The sequence below is a fragment of the Streptomyces sp. CB02959 genome, from assembly GCF_002803155.1.
Taxonomy (GTDB): domain Bacteria; phylum Actinomycetota; class Actinomycetes; order Streptomycetales; family Streptomycetaceae; genus Streptomyces.
In genome coordinates, this window is the sequence record NZ_NNBP01000007.1 from 284,781 (window position 1) to 303,777 (window position 18,997).

Here is an 18,997-nt window from a genome sequence, read left to right on the forward strand (position 1 = left end):
CCTGTTTCGGTGGCTTCCGCCGTGGACGCTAATGAGGCGGTAGGTACCTGCAGGTACCTGGCAGCGGGCTAGCATCGGGGCGTGCGTGAGTACTCCGGCAGTGTCTTCCTCGCCGACTGCCCGGCTCGGTTGGCGATCGAGATCATCGCCGACAAGTGGGCGGTGGTCGTGTTGTTCGCATTGAGTCGGCAACCGTGCCGGCACGGCGAGTTGGTCGACCTGATCGGCGGCATCTCCCGGAAAGTGCTGACTCAGACGCTGCGGCGGTTGCAGGGGTACGGCCTCGTCGACCGCCATGCCGAGGCCGGGAAGGTCGAGTACGTGCTGACGGACTTGGGCCGGACGCTGGTGCAGCCGATCGCCGTGCTGACCGAGTGGGCCCACGAGCACGGCGGGGCCGTGATGGAGTTCCAAGAGTCCGCAACGGGCGGCGTATCACCCCGGCGGCGAAGCGGTGGATGACGTGTTCGTCCTGTTCAGCGTTGAGGCTGAGGGGATGCTTGCGCCGATCCGAACAACACCTGCGGCGGCACCGTCTCGGCAGTTGCGCCCGCCTGCCCCAGCCGAACGGGCGCCCGGGTAGCGGTACGGCTCAGCTGTTGCCGAAGTCCTACGTTGCCTCACACACGTCGCCCTCTAGGCCCGGCACACGCTGGCCACCTGGCTGCTGCGGCACGGCGCCACTCGGACGTACATCCGCCGCTACCTCGGCCAGGTCTCCGACCGTATGGCCGAGCACTACGTTCACCTGACCCCGTCGGACCTGGAGAACGTCCTGCAGCACGTGTGGGTCGCCGGACCCGGCACCACGAATCCCGGAGAAATCCTCACCAGCGACACCACCCCGCCACCCCGCTCACCCGCGAGCAGGCCCGGCCCTGGCCATCGACCTCTCTCGCCGCAGTACTCCCGCCGAGGGCGGGTTCTGCACCTTCCAGCCTGTCGTGAACGGCGGCGCCTGCCCCTGGAACCTCGACTGCCACAACTGCGACAGGTTCGTCCTCTCGGGCGCTGACCTGCTCTACTGGCGTCGCAAGCGCGAGCAGTGTCGGCTGCTGGCCGAAGGCGCCCCGGATGACGCGACAGCCGCCGCGGCGGCCCTGGCCGCACGCCGCCGCAAGACCGAAGCCGCCCTTGATCAAGGCCGCCCGCTCGAACCTGCGCTTCCAGGACCGGCGCGTCGCCGACCTCGAAGCCCGTATCGCCGAACCGGCACCGAAGTCCTGATCCCTCCCGCGCAACCACTCCGCGGCCCGTCCACCGTCGCGGTGGACGGGCCCTCCCATGAGACCTCCCAGGCGAGTCACAGCAACTGTCCTTTGACAGCGAACCCAGTCGCTCCTTCATCCAACCCAATCGACGCCGACAACGCCGCTGGCGCCGCCCCGGCACACCGGCTTGAGCGGCGTTGTCGATGCTGCTTCCCGGCATTTGATGGGCCGATGAGGACTTCCACGGAGGCAGGCAGCGCCACCGCCCCATTTCCCGCAAGGACCTGTGCAAGAGGCCACTTGGCCAGGGAAATTGCAACTTCGACAGGGCTCGCAGAGGCAGCTACCTTCATCTGGTCTTCGGTGGTCGCCCACGGTCGCACAGGGGTTCCTTCAGGCTGAGCCACCCGCGACGGGATGAGTCGGTCATGCCCCACGAACCCTCGCCCCTATGCGTAAGCCACCGAACCAGGTCCACGCCAGGCAGCCCCAACCAGGGAGAGACGCATGCCTCATCTTGCTCTGTACACGTTCGGCGTCCTGAAGTCACCTCTCGCCGATCCGGCACCTCTCACGCGCGAGTTCTACGACATTGGTGAGGCCGTCTACCGGAAGATCAGTCAGCACCCCGGATACCTCGCGCATGCTGAAGCGGCAGACGGCAACCGGGGCTCACACTTCGACTTGGACTGGGGTGCATGGGGAGAGTTCGTCGTACCGACCTGGTACGGCAAGGGCCGTACGGTGGAAACCACCGCCCTGGCCGCGACCCTCTCACTCTGGACCGACCTGCGCCCCGCCTTCGACGCCATCTACACCGGCCTGCACCGTGAGGCGCTGAACAGGCGTTACGACTGGTTCGAGAGGACAGAACACCCGAATTACGTGTTCTGGTGGGTCTCCGACGACGTGATACCCACCTGGCAGGACGGGGTTTCCAGGCTGGAGCACCTCCACGACCACGACCCCGCGCCGCACGCCTTCACCTTCCACCACTCGTTCACCCCGGACGGAACTCCGACCAGGATCAAAGACATTGGGCCGAAGAGCGACCAGGTTCGCTGACAAGGAAGCCTGAACGACTGGATTCGCTGTCAAACGCCTCGATGGAATGACGGCGAACAGCAACGGCCTGGCTTTGTTCACGAGAACCCGGTTCTCGTGAACAAAGCCAAACGGCTCCGACTCCCCATCACGGATCTGTCGCCTACGAGTCGTCGCAGTTCAGAGCCGGTTCACGAACTCCTGCGGTCGGTGAAGTCGCGTACAAGCGGGACACTGCCTCCGGAGTGATCAACCAGGGCTTGTACTAAATGTCTTGGCTCGTTGCGCACAGGGACGCCTTCCGCGCCCTGGTCCGCGATCGACTGGGGGCGACGGTCGCGTCCCTGATCCTCTGGAGCGCGCCGCGGCTGATCGCAGCCATCACGAGCTTGTCGAACTCGCCAAGAGCCAGCGGGGAACCGACGGATTCCCGCAGCCGGAGTCCGGAGGCGACAGTACGGAGTTCTCCTCCTGACGCAAGATCGCCGTATACCTCAGGCACGCGGGCGACGCTCTCGCCGAGGCACTCGAAGGCGCAGACGTGTCGCCGGGCACGTTGCTTCCCTACGGCTGCCGCTCGCCTGACACGTACCCGCATGAGGGATGCGGGCGATTCGGCCCCTGAGAAGCGCCACGGCCCCGCTACGAGCCCTGCGCCCGGCTGACCAGCTTCTCAGACACCCTCTAGTCGCCCGCGTGGTCGCCGTCACCTCGTGCCGGGCGGACGTTGCTGACGGCTCCTCCGGGGCCGACTTACGCCGACGCACTCTCACAAGGCGAGCGCGAGCACCGATGCCGCGAACACCCGATCGGCGTGCAGCTACGGTCAGTGAGTCACGACAAGTGCCGGGTTGCCGACTCCGGGCGCACGACTGTCGGGCCGCGACGAGGAGCTGCGGGGAATCCAACTGATGCTCGCCGACCCCCAGCGCGGCGAGAGTGGCGCCGCGCTGCTGCGCGGAGAGGCTGGCATCGGCAAGACCGCTTCCCTCGAGCCGGTCGCCGCCCGAGCGAGGGGGACCGGGCCGATCAAACTGCAGGCGGTCGTGCGGGGTCCTCGCGGCTTTCCGCCTGGGGAAGGTGATGGCCGAGCAGATGCCGACGAACCGGCTGGCAGCGCCGGCGAAGAACGGGCTGGGCTCGAAGGCCCCGAACCTGGCCCGCACCCCGGAGCCGAAGCGCACGGCGATGGTCACCGCGGTGGTCCGGTCGCTGGAGGCGGCGGCGATCGACGACGCCCTGGACCTGTTCGAGTGACCGGAGGCGATGCCGCAGGCGGGCAGCGGCGGGGCCCGAGGGCCCCGGCTGCGTGCCCGTCGGGACGGTGCGTCAGATGATGGCGAGCCGGTTCACCAGCAGCTCCACCCTGGGCTCGGCGTCCTCCGGCGGGAGTCGTCCCGCTCGGGTCAGGGTGGCCAGGCCGTGCAGGGCTGCCCAGAACGTCTCGGTGAACAGTCCCGGGTGGACGCCGTCTCCGGCGACCTCGCCGAGGCTTTCCAGCAGGGCGGCGAAGGCGTCCTTCAGCGGCTCCGGGGTGTCCTCCTGCGCGAACGCCAGGCCGCCGTCGAGCTGGAACATCGCGTCGTAGACGGCCGGGTTGCGTGCGGCGAAGTCGAGGTAGGCGTGGGCGAGGGCGGCAACCCGCTCGCGCGGACCGTTCGCGGCGGAGGTCGCGGCCCGCACCGCCGCGGCCATCTCGGTGGCGCCTTCGAGGGCGACGGCGCCGATGATCTCGCGCTTGCCGCGGAAGTGGCTGTAGAGGACGGGCTGGCTGTATTCGATGCGCTCGGCGAGGCGGCGGGTGGTGACCGCGTCCCAGCCCTGCTGCTCGGCGAGTTCGCGGGCCGTCGCCACGATGAGGCGTTCGCGCTCCGCCCGTTCGCGCTGCTTGCGTTCCTGTACCGACATGATTCGATCCTAGCACCGCTAGACAATCAAGCGGCAGCAGTACTAGCGTTGCCTCAACAGCTAGCAACACTAGATTCGAGGAAGGGTCGTCATGCTCAACGCACTTGAGGTGTTCACCACCGTGGTCGTCGGCGTGATGGTGGGGGTGGAGTTCTCCGTCGCCTTCGTCATCAACCGGATCCTCGACGCACTCCCGGAGGACAGTGGTCAACTCGGCCGCGCCCACGGGGGCCGGATGCTCGGCGCCGTGATGCCGGTCTGGTACATCGGCTCGCTCGTCCTCGTCGCGGTCTGGGCCATCGCCGGATGGCACCAGCACGGCACCGGCCTCGTCGTCACCGCCGGCGCACTGCTGATCCTCAGCGTGATCATGTCGATCCTGCTGCTCGTCCCGATCAACAACCGGGGCAAGACCTGGACCCCCGAGAACCGGCCCGAGGACTGGAAGGAGCAGATGAACCGCTGGGACCGCTTCCACTACGTCCGCGTCGCCGTCCTCATCGCCGCCTTCGCCGTTCTGGTCGCCGCTCTCACCTGAGCCCGCGGGCTCACCCACCCGGTCGTCAGCTGCAACCACTCGGCCGTGCGCCCGAAGTGCGGCACCGCCACCTCCATCTACCTCCAGGACCCGGACGCCAACACCCTCGAACTCCGCTGGTATCCCCAGGATGCGGGCGCCAGCGACGCCCACTGACCGACAGTGAGAGGAGGTACCGAAGATGGCCAAGCTGCAGAACCTGGACCCGAATACGCCGATGTTCGCGCAGTTCAAGGAGAAGACCGGGCCCATCGTCCTGGCCAACACGTTCATCGTCCCGAAGGAGAGGACCGAATCGTTCCTGGCCCTCTTTCGGAGGCAGGCCGAGTTCATGAAGGCTCAGCCGGGATTCGTCTCCCTGCAGATGCACAAGGGAACGGCGGACAGTCAGCTTCTTATGAACGTCGCGGTCTGGGAGTCGACCGAGGCGCTCGCCACGGCGTTCGGCAGCCCGGAGTTCCAGCGCATGGTGGCCGAGTCCCCCGACGACGTCGTGTCGTACCCGCACATCTTCGAGCAGATCGACGTATGACACGGCAGCTGTAGCCGGGGGAGGGCAGCCGGAGAAGCCCTGCCCTCCGCCGGGCAGTCACACATCCACGCACCATGCCGCCTTCGTCCAGCCGGTCGCCCCTCGCCTGATATCAAAGCCGCCCCGACATGCACTGGTTCACCCCTGTATGTCGACAGCTTTCGCCCCGTCGGGGTGAGCCCGACAGGGCTTCGGATTTCTGACCCCGCGGGCTGCCCCCGCGCCGGTGGCGCACAATCCCCACTCCCCGGGGGCAGCTGGCCACCGAAATCCCGCCCCCCGATCAGCCGCGTTCGCGCGGCCTGATCAGGCCCTATACGACTCAGCAAGCTCCACGAAGCTCACCAAGCTGACGAAGACTCTCAAGGAGAAGAACAATGTCGCTGAAGAAGATCAACACCGTCCTGGCCGCCGCCTTCATTCTCTTCATCGTCTGGTTCGGGTTGGAGTTCATCCTGAGCCCGGAGACGACGGCGCTGGGCTTCGGCCTGCCGAGCTGGCCGTCCGGCGACGGCGGCGGCTTCCTGGTCATCAAGGGAATCCGCGACGTCGTCTTGGCCCTGGTCCTGGGCATCCTGCTGGTGACGGGCCACCGCCGGGCGCTGGGCTGGGTGCTGCTGGTGGAGGCCCTCGCCGCGTACGGCGACATGGCCACCGTACTGGCCCACCGCGGCTCCGTGGCCACCGCGCTCGGCGTCCACGGCCTGACCGCGACACTGATGGTGGTCAATGGCCTGCTGATAATGCGCGAGACCCGCAAGGTCGCGGCCGCTCCGGCAACGCCCGCTCCGCAGCCGGCCTAACGCCGCCTTGGCGCAGGGGCATCGTGCGGCGGGCCGGGGTGGAGGAGATGGGCTCCTTCGGGGCGGCCTTGGCCCGCTACCTCCTGGCCCAGGGGATGGAGGTGTTCGACGTGAACCGGCCCGAGCGGACTGATCGTCGCCACCGCGGTAAGCCGGACCCGGTCGATGCGCAGAACGCGGCCCGGGCGGTGCCCAGCGGCAGGGCCCGCGCCCAGGCCAACTCGGGCGATGGGCCGGTGCAGATCGCCCGGATGTTCAAGCTCGCCAAGAGCTCGGCAGCCAAGGCCCGTACCCAGGCGATCAACCAACTCAAGACTGTCCTCGTCAGCGCCGACCCGAATCTTGGTGACTCCGTCCATGCGTGGGGTGTCCATGCGGGGGGGGCGTGGTGGCTGCGTTGGCTTCGGCCTGCGTGCGTGGTTCTCCGAGTTGGACGGTTCTCATTGAGGAGCCGCACTTCGGGCGCCTTGCCGCTGTCCTCCCAGCGCCTGTCATCAAGGAGACACCGGTCTCCGGGTTCCTGAACGTGATCGGTCCCGCGCGCCAAGTCCCGTTCCGTCACTCAAGCGCCTGGTCGGTCGCGGCACCCTCACCGAACCGGAACCCGGCTGCCGACGGCGCGTTATGCGCCTCCCTGCACCGTCCTCCTCATGGCAGCGTGGCAGTGTCGATCGCTTGGATCTGGTGTGAGTCGTGGTCCGAGACGAGCAGGGTCTTTCCGTCGGGGCTGAGGGTGAACTCTCGGGGGAAGGCGCCGGTTTGGATGCGTCCTAGGTCGGCCGGTTTGCCGGCGAGGGCGGTGCGGGTGTCCACCACGGTCAGTCCGGTGGTGGCGCCTGGGGTGTGGAATCGGTTGGAGTCGGCGGTGATGATGCGGCTGCCGCCTCGTACGAAGATCAGGCCGACCGGGGCGGTGCCGACCTGGACGGTGGTCAGCGGGGCGGGCCGGGGGTCGGTGGTGAGTTCTGCGGCGCCGAAGGCGAGCAGGGCGTTGCTCGCTCGCGCGGTGACCCATACCGTCTTCCCGTCCGGTGGGGGGCTACCCGCACCGGGTCGCATCCGGCCGGAACGCTGCCGCGTAGGGCCTTTGCCGGAGTGGATTCCAAGGTGGCGAGGTCGATGACGCTGAGCTCACCGTGCTTGGCTCCCGCTGTCCGGATCCGGCCCGGGGCGATCTCACTGGTCGCGTAGAGCCAGCGTCCGTTGGGGGAGAGGGCACTGCCGACCACGGCTTGGCCCAGTGTCAGACTGCCGATGACGTCGCTGGTGTCGAATCCACTGCGAAGTGCCTGGCGTAGGTCGAAGACCTCGATGTCGCCGCGGTGGCCGGTGTCGGCATCTCCGTACTCTTGGCTGACGAAGGCATAGCGGTCATCGGGGGAGACGGTCACCTCGATGGCGCTGGTCCCGGTCGTGCCAGTGAGCGTACCCAGTACGGCCCCCGGTGCTCCGGCCGCAGCCCTGGCGGCGTCCACCACGATCGCTCCACCTCCATGGCCTGACTCACGACCCCGAACTCCTCCGACGCGCCATGCAGCGCATCGAGGGCGAAGCCGCCCGGATGCACACCATGGTCGAGGACCTGTTCCTCCTCGCCCGCCTCGACCAAGGCCGCCCGCTGGCCACCGAACCCGTCGACCTCGGCCACCTCGCCGAAGACGCCGCCACCGCCGCCCGCCTCCTCGACCCCCACCGGCCGATCACCGTGCACGTGCAGGACCAGGTGTTCGCACTCGGCGACGAAGACCGCCTGCGCCAAGTCCTGAGCAACCTGCTCAACAACGCGCTGCACCACACCCCACCGGGAACACCGGTCTCCGTGACGGCCCGCCCACTACCCGGCAACACAGCCGAACTGACCGTCAACGACCAAGGCCCCGGCATGACCCCCGACACCGCCAGCCGCATCTTCGAACGCTTCTACCGCGCCGACGAAGCCCGCACCCCCACCAGCGGCGGCACCGGCCTCGGCCTCAGCATCGTCAAAGCCATCACACAAGCCCACGGCGGCACCATCACCGTCCACACCACACCCGGCCACGGCAGCACCTTCACCATCACCCTGCCCGCCGCACACTGACCAGGACCGCACTCACACGACATTGCCCCGACGGGGTGTGCCAAGCCAGGGGGCGGGCCTGCTCGTCGCCTCGTGTTGCTGCTCGCCCACGTCATGCCGGTCCGTGACCACAGTCGGTCACGGCGCGGAGCGGTCTGGCTCTTCGCCGACTGCGTCACCTCCCAGACGATGGCGCCGCGTGTTCGCCCGTCGACGCTGCGTAGGTCTCATATCCGACTGTGACGGAGGAAACAGCGCAATTGCCGCGACTGTGAGCATGCTTCCCCGAGGTGCAGCGAGAGAGCGAGAAGGGTGATTTTCATTCCCCGCCAGTCCAAATCCTTGACAGCCGGTGCATTGGCCGTCACCACCTTTGCGGTGACAGTGTGCGGTGTCGGTGGCGCCGCAGCGTCCCAGCCCGACGACGCCGAGGGCAGGAACACTTCCGTCCCGGCGCTGCCCGCGCACTTCGCGGAGCAGAAGGTTCGGTGGACGTCCTGTGGCGTGGACGTCACCCCGAAGGCCGTGCCCGGTGCGGAGTGCGGCTGGGTGAAGGTGCCGGTCGACTACGCAGACCCGGACGGGAAGACCATCAAACTGCGGGTGTCGCGGGTGCGGGCCAAAGACCCCAGCCGTCGGCTGGGGTCGCTGATCTTCAACCCCGGTGGCCCCGGCGAGGGCGGTGCGGGCTTCGTGGCCGATGGAAGCTGGCATGCCGGTGAAAAGGCTCGGGCCCGCTACGACCTGGTCGGCTTCGATCCGCGAGGCATAGCCGGTTCCGGGCAGGTCAGGTGCCCCGACGGTGCGCCGGGAGAGCCCGAGAATTCGCCGCGTACCGAAGCGGATGCCGAGAAGACATTCGCCGACGCGACCCAGCAGGCCCGAGCTTGCCAACGGGCGAGCGGCGCCGTTTTCGCGCACATGGACAGCGTGAGCGTTGCGCGCGACCTGGACGTGCTGCGTACGGTCCTCGGCGACGCCAAGTTGAACTACACCGGCGTTTCCTACGGCACCTTCCTCGGCCAGCAGTACATGAAGCTGTTTCCCGAGAAGGTGGGCCGGATGGTGCTGGACGGCGTGGTCAATCCTGCCGCCGATATGCAGCAGGTCACCCTGATCGACGTCAAGACTTCCGAAGACGCGTTGCGTCGATACGCCCGAAACCTCGTCGCACGCGGCGATGACCGGCTGGGAGACACGGCCGGGGAGGTCGTGCGGAGGCTCACCCAGTTCGCCAAGGAGCTGGAGCGAAAGCCGCTGCGAGCGGTCGACGGTAGGGAATTCACCGACGCCACCTTGTCCAGGTATCTGAGAACGGTCCTGAATGACGAAGAGGGCTGGAAGCGACTGACCAACGCGCTGGTGGCCGCCCTGGACGGGGACGTGAGCGCCTTCGAGCATTTTGCATCCGGTACTGGCGGCGAGAGGCCGACACCCCAGGAGGAACAGGCCGCGAAGAACACGGCTTTGAGCATGCCGGCGGTGCTGTGCCTGGACTCCCCGTCGGCGCCGAAGACCCCGAAGGAGATGCTCCGCACCGCCGACGCGTTCGCCGAAAAATCGCCGCTCTTCGGCCGCTCCTTTGCCTGGCAGATGATCGACTGCGCGACGTGGCCGCTCGCCCCCACCGGTGTGGTCGGGCCGATCAAGGGATCCGGGGCCGCACCGGTGCTGCTGGTCTCGTACACCGACGATCCGCGAACTCCGCTCACGAACGCGCAGGCGGTGCACCGGCAGTTGGACAACAGTTCGCTGCTCATACGCAAGGGCCGGGGGCACGGGGCATACGCCTCGGAGAAACCGTCCACGTGCACCGACCGTGCCGTCGACACGTATCTGGTCGAGGGAAAGCTCCCCGACAAGGTCGCCAACTGCCCGAGCTGACCCGTGGGGGCCGGCACCTCGGTCGCCTGGTCATCGAGGGGTGCGACCGGCCCCCCGTTCCAGCACCGCGAACAGAGTCCCACTCGGCTTGGCGCTGACGCCGGCGAGTTGTCTGCCGCTGCACGGTCAACCCGCCTGGTTGCGCCCATCGGCGCACCGTGACGACCACCGCTCGACCGCCTCGTGCTCGATCACATCTTGGGCCCGGTCCTTGCCAATTCACAGCTGGATGGGCAGATGGCGGGGACCGCGAAGCATGGCGCTCTGCCGGTAGGGAGGCGGGTCCTCGACCAAGCGCGCCGTGCCCAGGTGGGGGATCAGCGCACCGAGCGCGGCCTGGGCCTCCAGCCGGGCCAGGGGGCCGCCGTAGCACAGGTGAATACCGCTGCCGAAGCCGAGGTGCTGGTTGTCCGTGCGAGTGGGGTCGAAGCGGTCGGGTTCGTGGAAGCGCATGGGGTCGCGGTTGCCCGAGGCCAGCGCAAGGACGACGGATGCACCTTCGGGGATCGTGGTGCCTGCGACGTCGATGTCGGCGTGGGGGAAGCGCTCGCGCATCTGGAGGGGGGGTTCGTAGCGCAGGAGTTCCTCCACCGCTCGCGGCAGCAGGTCGGGGTCGCTGCGCAGCTGGTCCAGGTGCTCGGGCTGGCGCAGCAGGGTGAGCACCCCGTTGGTGATCAGGTTGACGGTGGTCTCGTGGCCCGCGATAAAGAGCAGTACGGCGGTTGTCGCGAGTTCCTCCTGGGTGAGCCGCAGGGCCGGGTCCGCCTCGTTGACGAAGGCGGAGAGCATGTCGTCGGTCGGCCGGCCACGACGCTGTTCGGCGAGGTCGACCAGGTATCCGCCCATCTCGATCCGTGCCTGGTTGCCGGCTTCGTCAACCTCGGTGGTGTCCTGATCAGGCCGGACGTCGGCGGCCGTGATCAGAGCGTCGGACCAGGCCGCGAACAACGGCTCGCCCTCGCGGGGGACGCCGAGCAGGCGGCAGATCACCGTGACGGGGAGCGGGTAGGCGAAATCGTCGACGATGTCGATCTGGCGACCGGTCTCGAAGGATGCCAGCAGTTCCTTGATGATCTGGTCGATCTCGCCGCGCATGGCGTCGACCCGGTCAGGGCTGTGCGGCGGTCCGAAGGGCCGCATGGCCAGGGTGCGCAGCCTGTGGTGTTCCGGGTCGTCGAGCCGGAGGAACGGGGGATTGTGGGCCACGTCGCCACGGGTGCGGGGGTCGACGCTCATCCGTGGGTCGTGGAGCAGTGCGGCGACCTCGTGATAGGTGCCGATCAGGTAGCTGTCGTCTGCCTGCCGTACCACGGGGCCGGCCGCGCGGAGTTCCGTGTACAGCGGGTAGGGGTTGGGGCGGCTGGCGTAATCGGTGATCCGTGCCAGCAGGGTCTCGGCGTCCATGGTGGCTCCTCGTCGTTGGACGGGACGTGGGTCAGCGCTTGGGCTGCACCACGGTCAGCCGGCGGTCGGGCAGGTATCCGGTGAGCGCCACGGTGGGGCCGTGGGACAGCCCCTTCGGATCCGGTACGTCGGACGGGATCGGGACATCGGCCGCGATCGCACGATCCGCCGCACCGGGCGGGGGTGGGAACGGAGCGGCCGTCTCGATCAGGTGCCGGTAGTAGTCGAGTGACTTGGCCATGTCGACGGTGACCGCGGCCGTGACCCGTCCTTGGTAGCCGTAGACCATCGCCAGACGGCGCGCCTCCAGGGAGCCTTGGGCGATGACCACGTAGTCGGAATAGGTAGGCACGCCCACGGACTTGATGTTGAGCCCGAACTGGGTCGACCAGAAGGTCGGGATGGTCAGGTGCGGACGCTGCATCGGCCCCGGGTTGATCATGTTGTGGGCCGCCACCTCGGCTTGCTCGACCGCATTGCCCCAGTGCTCCAGGGAGAGCATCTGGTAGCCGAAGAGCGGGTGGGGGAAGCGGGAGACGTCGCCGGCCACGAAGACGTCGTCGGTGACGATGCCGTACATGTTGAAGGCGCGGCATCCGGCGTCGCAGGCGATCCCGCGCGGACCCGCCGCCAGTCCGGAGTCGGCCAACCACTCGACGTTGCGGATCGCCCCCAGTGCCACGACGCACACATCCGCGTCGACACGCGTGCCGTCGGACAGGTCCGCGCCGGTGAAGCTGCCGTTCCCGCGCAGGGCGGTGACCGTCACGCCGGTGCGCAGGTCCACGCCGTGGTTGCGCTGCATGACGGCCGCGAGTTTCGACAGGGTGCCACCGAGTGCGCCTACGAGGGGGGCGGGGCCGCGTTCGGCGACCGTGACGTCCAGTCCGCGTTCGCGGCAGGCCGAGGCGATCTCCGAGCCGGTGAAGCCGGCGCCGATCACCAGCACCCGCCTCGGCCCGGCGGCCAGCCGCTCGGCCAGTTCTGCGGCGTCCTCACGTGTGCGCAGGGTGAACACCCCGTCCAGTGCGCCCTCTGCCGGGTCGGGCCAGGGCCGCGCCCGGGTCCCGGTGGCGATCAGCAGCCGGTCGTACGGCAGCGCCTTCCCGTCGGCCAGCAGTACCCGCTTCTCCAAAGGGTCCAGACCGGTGGCGGCCACTCCCAGTCGCCACTCGGCGTCCGGGTCCCGGCGCATCGGCAGCTCGGTGGTGTCCGGCGTCGCCTGGCCGAGCAGCACCTGCTTCGAGAGCGGCGGCCGGTCGTAGGGCGGATGGGGCTCGTCCCCGACCACCGTGAGGGAGCCGGTGAAGCCCTCCTCACGCAGCGTCTCCGCGGCCCTCAGCCCGGCCAGCGACGCACCTACGATGACGATGGGGCCGTCCCGAACATCACCGCCGGCCATCGGGGTGCACCTCCTCGCCGACGAGGATGGCCTGGACCGGGCAGGCCGCCGCAGCCTGGCGCACGCGCTCGGCCTGGTCGTCGGGGACAGCCGTGGAGTACAGCAATCCTTCCTCGCCGTGCAGCTGGAAGATCTTGGGTGCAAGGAACACGCATTGTGCATAGCCCTGGCAGCGCGTGAGATCCACAACGATTCGCATCCCCACCACTCCCTCTGTCGCCGCGCCCCCTCGCTTCCAGCATGAGTCGGGCATCGCGGGCTCGCACGGTGACCGCTCGCGGGGCAATTCCGGTCAGCTGCTGGTCCGGGGTGCGGCCGAGGCTGAAGCCGGCGCTGATGAGGCTCAGATGCGTGAACGCCCGGGACGCATGCCCAGTTGCCGTGTGGTGTGGCCGGTCTCCTCTGCATGCAAGCCGAGTTGGCCGGCGCAGGTGAGCATCTTGTCGAAGGACGAGCGGGCGTCGTCTGACACCGGTGCCGATCCACTCAGGTGGTCAGGATACTGACGCCGAAGCCGACCGGCCGCCGGAACTATGAGGTCTTTCCGACGTCGAGAGCGGACGGGTCCTCGTCCGGTGCGTGGAGGCCGAGCGCGGCTACCTCGGCCCGGGTCTGGGCGGTGACCGGCACTCCCCAGGCGCTGAAGAAGCTGATCAGGTCGTGTCCGGACACGCGTGAGGCGTTGAGGACGAGGTACTGCTCGGGGTCGGTGGCAGTCTCCGCCCGCCGGGTCAGCTTGTGCAGTTCGGGGTAGAAGCCGTCGCCGAACGCGAGTCGCAGCTGCTCGAACATGGCCAGCCGGACGAACGGGTCTCCGTCCTTCGCGTCGTACGCCGGCCTGGTGGCCGACCCGTCGAGGTACGTGCGGACCGCATCGGGTGTGCCGTCCTTGCCGAGCCGGGTCGGCTGTCCGGCGTCGCGCTGCACGGCGAGGCTGTAGACGTTGACGGTCACCTCGGTCACGGCGTCCCACATCCATGACGACTGCTGGTGCATGTGCCCGAGTTCGTGCCACATACCCCAACTCTCGTTCAGGGCATCGACGTTCAGTGCCTCGTCGATGAGGTCGGACGGGTAGCAGACCCGGTCGTAGTACGCGTTGGGATTGATGCCCGCCTTGCCTTCGGAGACGAAGTACCGCAGAGGGCTTCGTCGGTCGCGCGGGTCCCTGCCGTCCAGTCCGCTGATCGCGTCCTCCGTTGCGAGGATGTGCTCGTACCTGCGTAGCAGGTCGTCGGGGTTCTGGGTTCGGTTGCGGCGGGCCGAGTCCAGGTGGACGGTGAGCACGACATGGTCGGCGACGAGCTGGGCCACCGGCACGTCCTTCGCCGCCTGGTCGAGCTGCGACTTCCACTGCGCGGCGGGGGTCCTGCCCAGGACGTGGTACGGCACGGAGTGTGCCGAAGCGCCGAAGTGCAGCGTGATCTCGGGCGCGGGGTCCCCGCCGTCCTTCGTGTACCGGACGTACAGCATCCCGCCGGTCCCGTCGGTCACCTCCGTGGTGGCGTCCTGCAGCTTGTGGGTACGAGGTTCCGCCTCGGTGCCGCTGTCGGTGCCGTCCAGCCCGTACGTTCCCACCAGCAGCTCGGGGATCGGCGCGTTGCCGGGGCGGTCGGATGTGACGGTGAGGAGCGTGTGCGGTGGCAGGTACAGCCCGGTCGGCTGGGCGTCGTCCGGATGGAACTCAGTGGCCAGCCTCTTCTGCTCGGCTGCCGACGAGGGCGTAGCCGCCAGCGTGATCACGCGCGCTGACGACTGGGACGGCGACGGTACCTGCTGAGGAATCCGCTCGGCACTGCACCCCGAGGCCAGTAGTCCGGCAGCCAGCAGGCCGACGGCGGGGAACACGCCAACGGTACGGAGGCTGGTAGTACGTGTGATCACGGGTGAGCGTTCTCCTGGTTTCGGCAATGTGGGGCGTGCGCGCCACACCTGGCTCGGCCGCCGATGGGAGCGGTTCCGAAGCGCCTCTTCGGCCGGCCCTCGCGAACCGTCGTACGGTCGGTCGACGAGGCGCTCCCGAGCGGGGAACGGGGAGGGCCATCGCCAACTCGAACAGTCTCGTCGGCCCGACCTGAGGATTTGATGAGGAGCCTCGTCCTCAGGTCGAAGGCGTGGGGCAGCGTTGGAACGACGCTGCACTTCGACGACACCATGGCCAGCGTGTCCCATGCCCCGTCCGGCTTGTGCGAGTGCCTGCGAGGTCATGTCGACAGCGGGCGACGACAGCCGCGGGGGAGGCTCTACCTGTCGTGCGTGGGCAGCCGGAGGGTGAAGCGGGCGCCGCCGAGGGGGCTGCCGGTCGCGATGAGCGTGCCGCCGTGGGCTTGGGCGACCCAGGAGGCGATGGACAGGCCGAGGCCGGTGGAGCCGGAGCCGCTGTGGAAGCGGTCGAAGAGCGAGTGGGCCAGGTCGGGCGATACTCCGGGGCCCGCGTCGTCGATGGTGAGGACGCCGTCGGGGGTGACACTGAGTTCGATCTCGGCAGGTCGGCCCGCCGCGTGCCCGTGCGTCAGCGCGTTGGTGAACAGGTTGGTGACGGCTCGGCGCAGCAGGTCCGGGTCGGCGTTGACGACGACCGGCTCGGCGTCGACGGTGATCCGGTGTCCGTCGGTGGGGGTTTCGTCGACGACGGCTTCGACGAGTTGGTCGAGGCGCAGTGGTTCGCGGGCGAGGGTGGCGACGCCGGCGGTGAGGCGGGCGCGGGTGAGCAGGCCGTCGATGAGGTCGCCCATGCGGGTGGCCAGACGCACGGTGCGTTCCAGCGCGTCGGTGCGTGAGGTGCTGTCGCCCATGGCGGTTTCGGCGAGCAGGCGCAGTGAGGCGGCGGGGGTGCGCAGGTCGTGGGCGGCGTCGGCGAGGAAGGCTTCCTGCTGCTGCAGCGCATTGAGGGCGGGGCGGATGGCCCGGCCGGAGATCAGGTGGCCCGCGACGGCGGACAGCGAGAGCAGCACCGCGCAGCCGGTCGCGAGCAGGAGCGTCAGCTCGCGGTGGGACTTCTGGTCGTCGGCGGTGTCGGCGGCCGTGACGATCGCGCCGCCCATGGTGTCGCCGTCGGGCCCGGTGAAGGGTGTGGCCAGGAGCCGGAGCGGGTGGCCGTTCTCGGCGTGTGCGTCCGACATGGTCGTGTCGCCTCGCCGTACCGCGGTGGAGGCTATCGCGCGGACATCGGTCAACCGGGCCCGGACGCAGGGCCGGCGCGGTGTGCGGACGGCCTTGAGCTCGCCCGCGTTCGCGGAGAACACGGTCAGCGGCGGGCAGTCGGTCTCCATGAAGTCGAGCAGGCCGCGGACGTCGAGGTGGCCGTCCTCGTCGTAGTCGAGCTCGGTCATGGCCTCGGTGGCCTGCAACTTCAGGTTGTTGTCGGTCTGGTGGCGGGTGGCGACGTCGTCGCTGTGGAGTGCGAAGGCCGCGAGGCCGATCAGCCCGACCGCGCTGGTGAGGGCGAACAGCGCGGTCAGTCGCCAGCGCAGTCTGCGGGCCCGCCGCGCCGCGGGCGTGGTTGCGGCCCGGCGGGAAGTCGGCCGAGCCGGACCCGGAACGGCTTTCATCGCCCTATCTCGGCACGGGCCAGCCGGTAGCCGACGCCGCGGACGGTGTGGAGCAGCGGTGGGTCACCGAGCTTGCGGCGCAGCTGTGAAACGAGGACGTCGACGACGTTGGAGCTGGGTTCGGCCATCTCGTCCCAGCACTTCTCGATGAGTTCGGCGCGGGGCACCGCCTGGTCCGCGCGGGTCGCCAGCACTTCCAACAGCGCGAACTCCTTGCTGGTCAGCCAGAGCAGCACGCCGTCCCGGCGCACCTGTCGACGGGCGGTGTCGATCTCCAGGTCCGCGACGCGGTGGATGGGCGGTCGGGCGCTCCCGGCCCGGCGGCACAGGCTGCGCACCCGGGCGACCAACTCGGGTGCGGCGAACGGCTTGACCAGGTAGTCGTCGCCGCCCGCGGCAAATCCCTCGACCCGGTCGGCGACGCGGTCTCGGGCCGTGAGGAACAGCACCGGCACGGTGCGTCCGGTCCGGCGCAGGTTCTGTACGTAGTCGAGGGCATCGCCGGAGGGGAGCATCCGGTCGAAGACGGCGCAGTCGTACTCGGTGATGAACAGCGCCTCGTCCGCGGCGGGCAGGTCCGCCACCTCGTCGACGGCAAGACCGTCAACGCGCAGGGCCGCGGCCACCGTGAACCGCAGGTCGTCGTTGTCCTCGATCACCAGTACGCGCACGGAGGCCAAGGGTATCCGCTTTCCTCATCAAATCCTCATGCTGCCTCCGCGATGCTCCTGCGACGTACCAGGTAGCCAGCGAGAAACGGACCGGAAAAGTGCAGCGTTTTCCCTGGAGCAGCAGGAACTCGGACAAGCAGGAGGCCGAGGCCGAACCGGCGGACCGCCCCACGACCGCCCCCGCCTCGCGGTCCGTCGGCCGCACCCCCGATACCCCAGGTGCCCGGGCACCGCGCCGAATACCCCGGCGGCACGGTGCCCTCGCGTTGGCCCTGACCGTGCTTGGCGCCGCCCAACTCGTCGGCTGCTCCCCGGACTCGTCAAGCACGCGGGCATCACAGACCGCCACCGAGCCTGCCCACCAGACGCCACTGCGCACCTTCTACCAGCAGAAACTCGCCTGGACCCGCTGCGGCGAGCTGCAGTGCGCCACGCTGACCGTCCCCATGGACTACGCACACCCCCACAACGGAAAGACCTTCACCCTTCCCGTGACCAAGTCCGTCGCCACCGACCCGGACCGACGGATCGGCTCGCTGGTCTTCAATCCGGGCGGCCCGGGCGGCTCCGGCGTGGCTACACTGAAGTCGGACGGCGCGGCCTCCTTCGGCAAGCAGGCCAGGGCACGCTTCGACATCGTCGGATTCGACCCGCGCGGCGTCGCCGGCAGCAAACCCGCGCTGGACTGCACCGCCCGGGACGACACGGCCGACCAGGCCGACACAGCAGATCAGGCCGGGCAGAACGAGAACAGCACCGACGCGCCGCAACCCCTGTATCCGCGCACCGACGCCGAACGTCAGGCCGCGCTCGCGGACGCCGACCGCACCGCAGCACGGTGCCGGGCGCGCAGCGGCGAGATCCTGCCCCACATAAACACCCTCGACGCCGCCAGCGACATGGACGTACTGCGCGCCGCGCTCGGCGACGACGAACTCACCTACCTCGGCTGGTCCTACGGCACCTACCTGGGGACCATCTACGCCGAGCAGTTCCCCCAGCGAGTGCGCGCACTGGTCCTCGACGGCGCCCTTGACCCCTCGCATGACTGGGCCCAGCAGGCCCTGAGCAGCGGCAGGGCCTTCCGCAAGGCCGTCGACGACTACGCCGACAACTGCGCCCAGGTGGCGGGGGATTCCTGCCCCGCAGACACACCGGACGGGATCCGCACGCTCATCGCCGACCTGTTCGCGAAAACTGCCCGCACCCCTCTGCCCATCAAGGACAGCACCGACCGGGTCGACCAGACCACACTGCAATCCGCCATCACCACATCGATGTATACACCGGAATCCCAGTGGCAGGACCTCTCCGAGGCCCTGAGCGCGGCCCGCGAGGGCGACGGCACCAAACTGGCCGCGATCGCGAACCCCGGCGCCGACCACCAGGACGACGGGGGCACCTCGGGTGCCACGGACGCACCGAGTGGTGCAGCCGCCTCCGACGCCCCGGCCGACCACAGCCCAGCGGCCACTTCCCCACGTGACAACAGCAGCGACATCCTGGCCGCCGTCAACTGCATCGACACACCACACCCCAAGGACCCCCAGGCGTACTGGGACGTACTCGACCGTGCCCACCGGGAGTCGGGCGTGTACGGCGCCTCCAACGTACTCACCGAACTCACCTGCCGGAACTGGCCATCCGGCCCGCTCAAGCCACACCGGGTAGAGGCCGACGACCTACCGCCCGTCCTGGTGGTGGGCACCACCGGTGACCCTGCGACCCCGTACGAAAACGCCCGGAGCCTCGCCGCACAGCTCCCGGGCGGCATGCTGCTCACCCACAAGGGCCTGGGCCACACCGCCTACGGACGCGGCAATAGCTGCGTCACCGACGCGGTGGACGGCTACCTCGTCGACCTCAAGCCGGTACGGCCAGGGGCGACCTGCTGACCGGACGTTCCACCGCACGTCGAACGGGGACTTCCGGTTGTCCGTGCGCACCATCGCGCCGCTCGCCGCTGCGACGTCCGTCCTGCTCACGTCCG

General features: G+C 69.0%; 19 protein-coding genes and 1 pseudogene. 11 read left to right on the top strand and 9 right to left on the bottom strand.

The features are described from left to right. Positions 1–81: 81 nt before the first annotated feature. The 5 genes and pseudogenes from CG747_RS14405 (at position 82) to CG747_RS49375 (ending at position 3,512) form a co-directional block, all read left to right on the top strand. Positions 82–462 (top strand): helix-turn-helix domain-containing protein, encoded by a 381-nt coding sequence (locus CG747_RS14405; protein ID WP_100602104.1) that lies wholly within the window; start codon positions 82–84, stop codon positions 460–462. Positions 463–1,074: 612 nt separating this feature from the next. Beyond that, positions 1,075–1,227: a hypothetical protein gene (locus CG747_RS47975; protein WP_180985544.1), complete on the top strand. Its 153-nt coding sequence runs from the start codon at positions 1,075–1,077 to the stop codon at positions 1,225–1,227. Positions 1,228–1,718: 491 nt separating this feature from the next. Continuing rightward, on the top strand, positions 1,719–2,276 hold the full coding sequence (locus CG747_RS14415; RefSeq protein WP_100602105.1) for a DUF3291 domain-containing protein: 558 nt from the start codon (positions 1,719–1,721) through the stop codon (positions 2,274–2,276). A gap of 194 nt (positions 2,277–2,470) precedes the next feature. Then, positions 2,471–2,629 (top strand): annotated as a pseudogene (locus CG747_RS49370) (transporter); the annotation flags it as partial. 709 nt (positions 2,630–3,338) lie between these two features. Continuing rightward, entirely contained in the window at positions 3,339–3,512 is a 174-nt protein-coding gene (locus CG747_RS49375; RefSeq protein WP_257980412.1) for a hypothetical protein, read from the top strand. A gap of 72 nt (positions 3,513–3,584) precedes the next feature. On the opposite strand, the gene CG747_RS14430 is transcribed toward CG747_RS49375, so the two are convergent. Further along, on the bottom strand, positions 3,585–4,163 hold the full coding sequence (locus tag CG747_RS14430; protein ID WP_100602106.1) for a TetR/AcrR family transcriptional regulator: 579 nt from the start codon (positions 4,161–4,163) through the stop codon (positions 3,585–3,587). Positions 4,164–4,254: 91 nt separating this feature from the next. On the opposite strand from CG747_RS14430, the gene CG747_RS14435 reads away from it, so the two are divergent. From CG747_RS14435 to CG747_RS14445, 3 genes are all read left to right on the top strand, one after another. Then, a complete protein-coding gene (locus CG747_RS14435) occupies positions 4,255–4,701 on the top strand; it encodes a DUF1772 domain-containing protein (protein WP_100602107.1) in 447 nt (148 codons plus the stop codon). Positions 4,702–4,882: 181 nt separating this feature from the next. Beyond that, positions 4,883–5,233, top strand: a complete 351-nt coding sequence (locus tag CG747_RS14440; RefSeq protein ID WP_100602108.1) for an antibiotic biosynthesis monooxygenase — start codon at positions 4,883–4,885, stop codon at positions 5,231–5,233. 377 nt (positions 5,234–5,610) lie between these two features. Next, positions 5,611–6,036 carry a DUF4267 domain-containing protein gene (locus tag CG747_RS14445; RefSeq protein ID WP_100602109.1) on the top strand — a complete coding sequence of 142 codons (426 nt, stop codon included), beginning with the start codon at positions 5,611–5,613 and terminating at the stop codon, positions 6,034–6,036. A gap of 648 nt (positions 6,037–6,684) precedes the next feature. Here CG747_RS14445 and CG747_RS14455 read toward each other — a convergent pair. Next, positions 6,685–7,095 carry a YncE family protein gene (locus CG747_RS14455; protein ID WP_100602110.1) on the bottom strand — a complete coding sequence of 137 codons (411 nt, stop codon included), beginning with the start codon at positions 7,093–7,095 and terminating at the stop codon, positions 6,685–6,687. Between the two features lie 472 nt (positions 7,096–7,567). Between CG747_RS14455 and CG747_RS14460 the strand changes: the two genes are divergently transcribed. Further along, the gene (locus CG747_RS14460; protein ID WP_100602111.1) at positions 7,568–8,116 is read left to right on the top strand and encodes a cell wall metabolism sensor histidine kinase WalK; all 549 of its coding nucleotides are present in this window, start codon (positions 7,568–7,570) and stop codon (positions 8,114–8,116) included. A 336-nt stretch (positions 8,117–8,452) separates the two neighbouring features. Next, the gene (locus CG747_RS14465) at positions 8,453–9,979 is read left to right on the top strand and encodes an alpha/beta hydrolase (RefSeq protein WP_180985533.1); all 1,527 of its coding nucleotides are present in this window, start codon (positions 8,453–8,455) and stop codon (positions 9,977–9,979) included. Positions 9,980–10,198: 219 nt separating this feature from the next. Here CG747_RS14465 and CG747_RS14470 read toward each other — a convergent pair whose 3' ends face one another. The 7 genes from CG747_RS14470 to CG747_RS14495 all read right to left on the bottom strand — a co-directional run bounded on the left by CG747_RS14470 (position 10,199) and on the right by CG747_RS14495 (position 17,007). Then, positions 10,199–11,383, bottom strand: a complete 1,185-nt coding sequence (locus CG747_RS14470) for a cytochrome P450 (RefSeq protein WP_100602113.1) — start codon at positions 11,381–11,383, stop codon at positions 10,199–10,201. 31 nt (positions 11,384–11,414) lie between these two features. Next, positions 11,415–12,785, bottom strand: a complete 1,371-nt coding sequence (locus tag CG747_RS14475; RefSeq protein ID WP_100602114.1) for an NAD(P)/FAD-dependent oxidoreductase — start codon at positions 12,783–12,785, stop codon at positions 11,415–11,417. Further along, a complete protein-coding gene (locus CG747_RS14480; protein WP_100602115.1) occupies positions 12,772–12,984 on the bottom strand; it encodes a ferredoxin in 213 nt (70 codons plus the stop codon). Before CG747_RS14480 ends, CG747_RS14475 begins: the two co-directional genes overlap by 14 nt. A gap of 144 nt (positions 12,985–13,128) precedes the next feature. Then, positions 13,129–13,257 (bottom strand): hypothetical protein, encoded by a 129-nt coding sequence (locus CG747_RS49380; protein WP_257980413.1) that lies wholly within the window; start codon positions 13,255–13,257, stop codon positions 13,129–13,131. A 59-nt stretch (positions 13,258–13,316) separates the two neighbouring features. Further along, positions 13,317–14,669 carry a M60 family metallopeptidase gene (locus CG747_RS14485; protein WP_180985534.1) on the bottom strand — a complete coding sequence of 451 codons (1,353 nt, stop codon included), beginning with the start codon at positions 14,667–14,669 and terminating at the stop codon, positions 13,317–13,319. Positions 14,670–15,028: 359 nt separating this feature from the next. After that, a complete protein-coding gene (locus CG747_RS14490) occupies positions 15,029–16,336 on the bottom strand; it encodes a sensor histidine kinase KdpD (RefSeq protein WP_100602117.1) in 1,308 nt (435 codons plus the stop codon). Then, entirely contained in the window at positions 16,333–17,007 is a 675-nt protein-coding gene (locus CG747_RS14495) for a response regulator transcription factor (protein ID WP_100602180.1), read from the bottom strand. The genes CG747_RS14490 and CG747_RS14495 overlap by 4 nt, the downstream gene beginning before the upstream one ends. Positions 17,008–17,105: 98 nt before the next feature. On the opposite strand from CG747_RS14495, the gene CG747_RS14500 reads away from it, so the two are divergent. After that, positions 17,106–18,902 (top strand): alpha/beta hydrolase, encoded by a 1,797-nt coding sequence (locus tag CG747_RS14500; RefSeq protein ID WP_257980414.1) that lies wholly within the window; start codon positions 17,106–17,108, stop codon positions 18,900–18,902. The last annotated feature ends 95 nt before the right edge of the window (positions 18,903–18,997 follow it).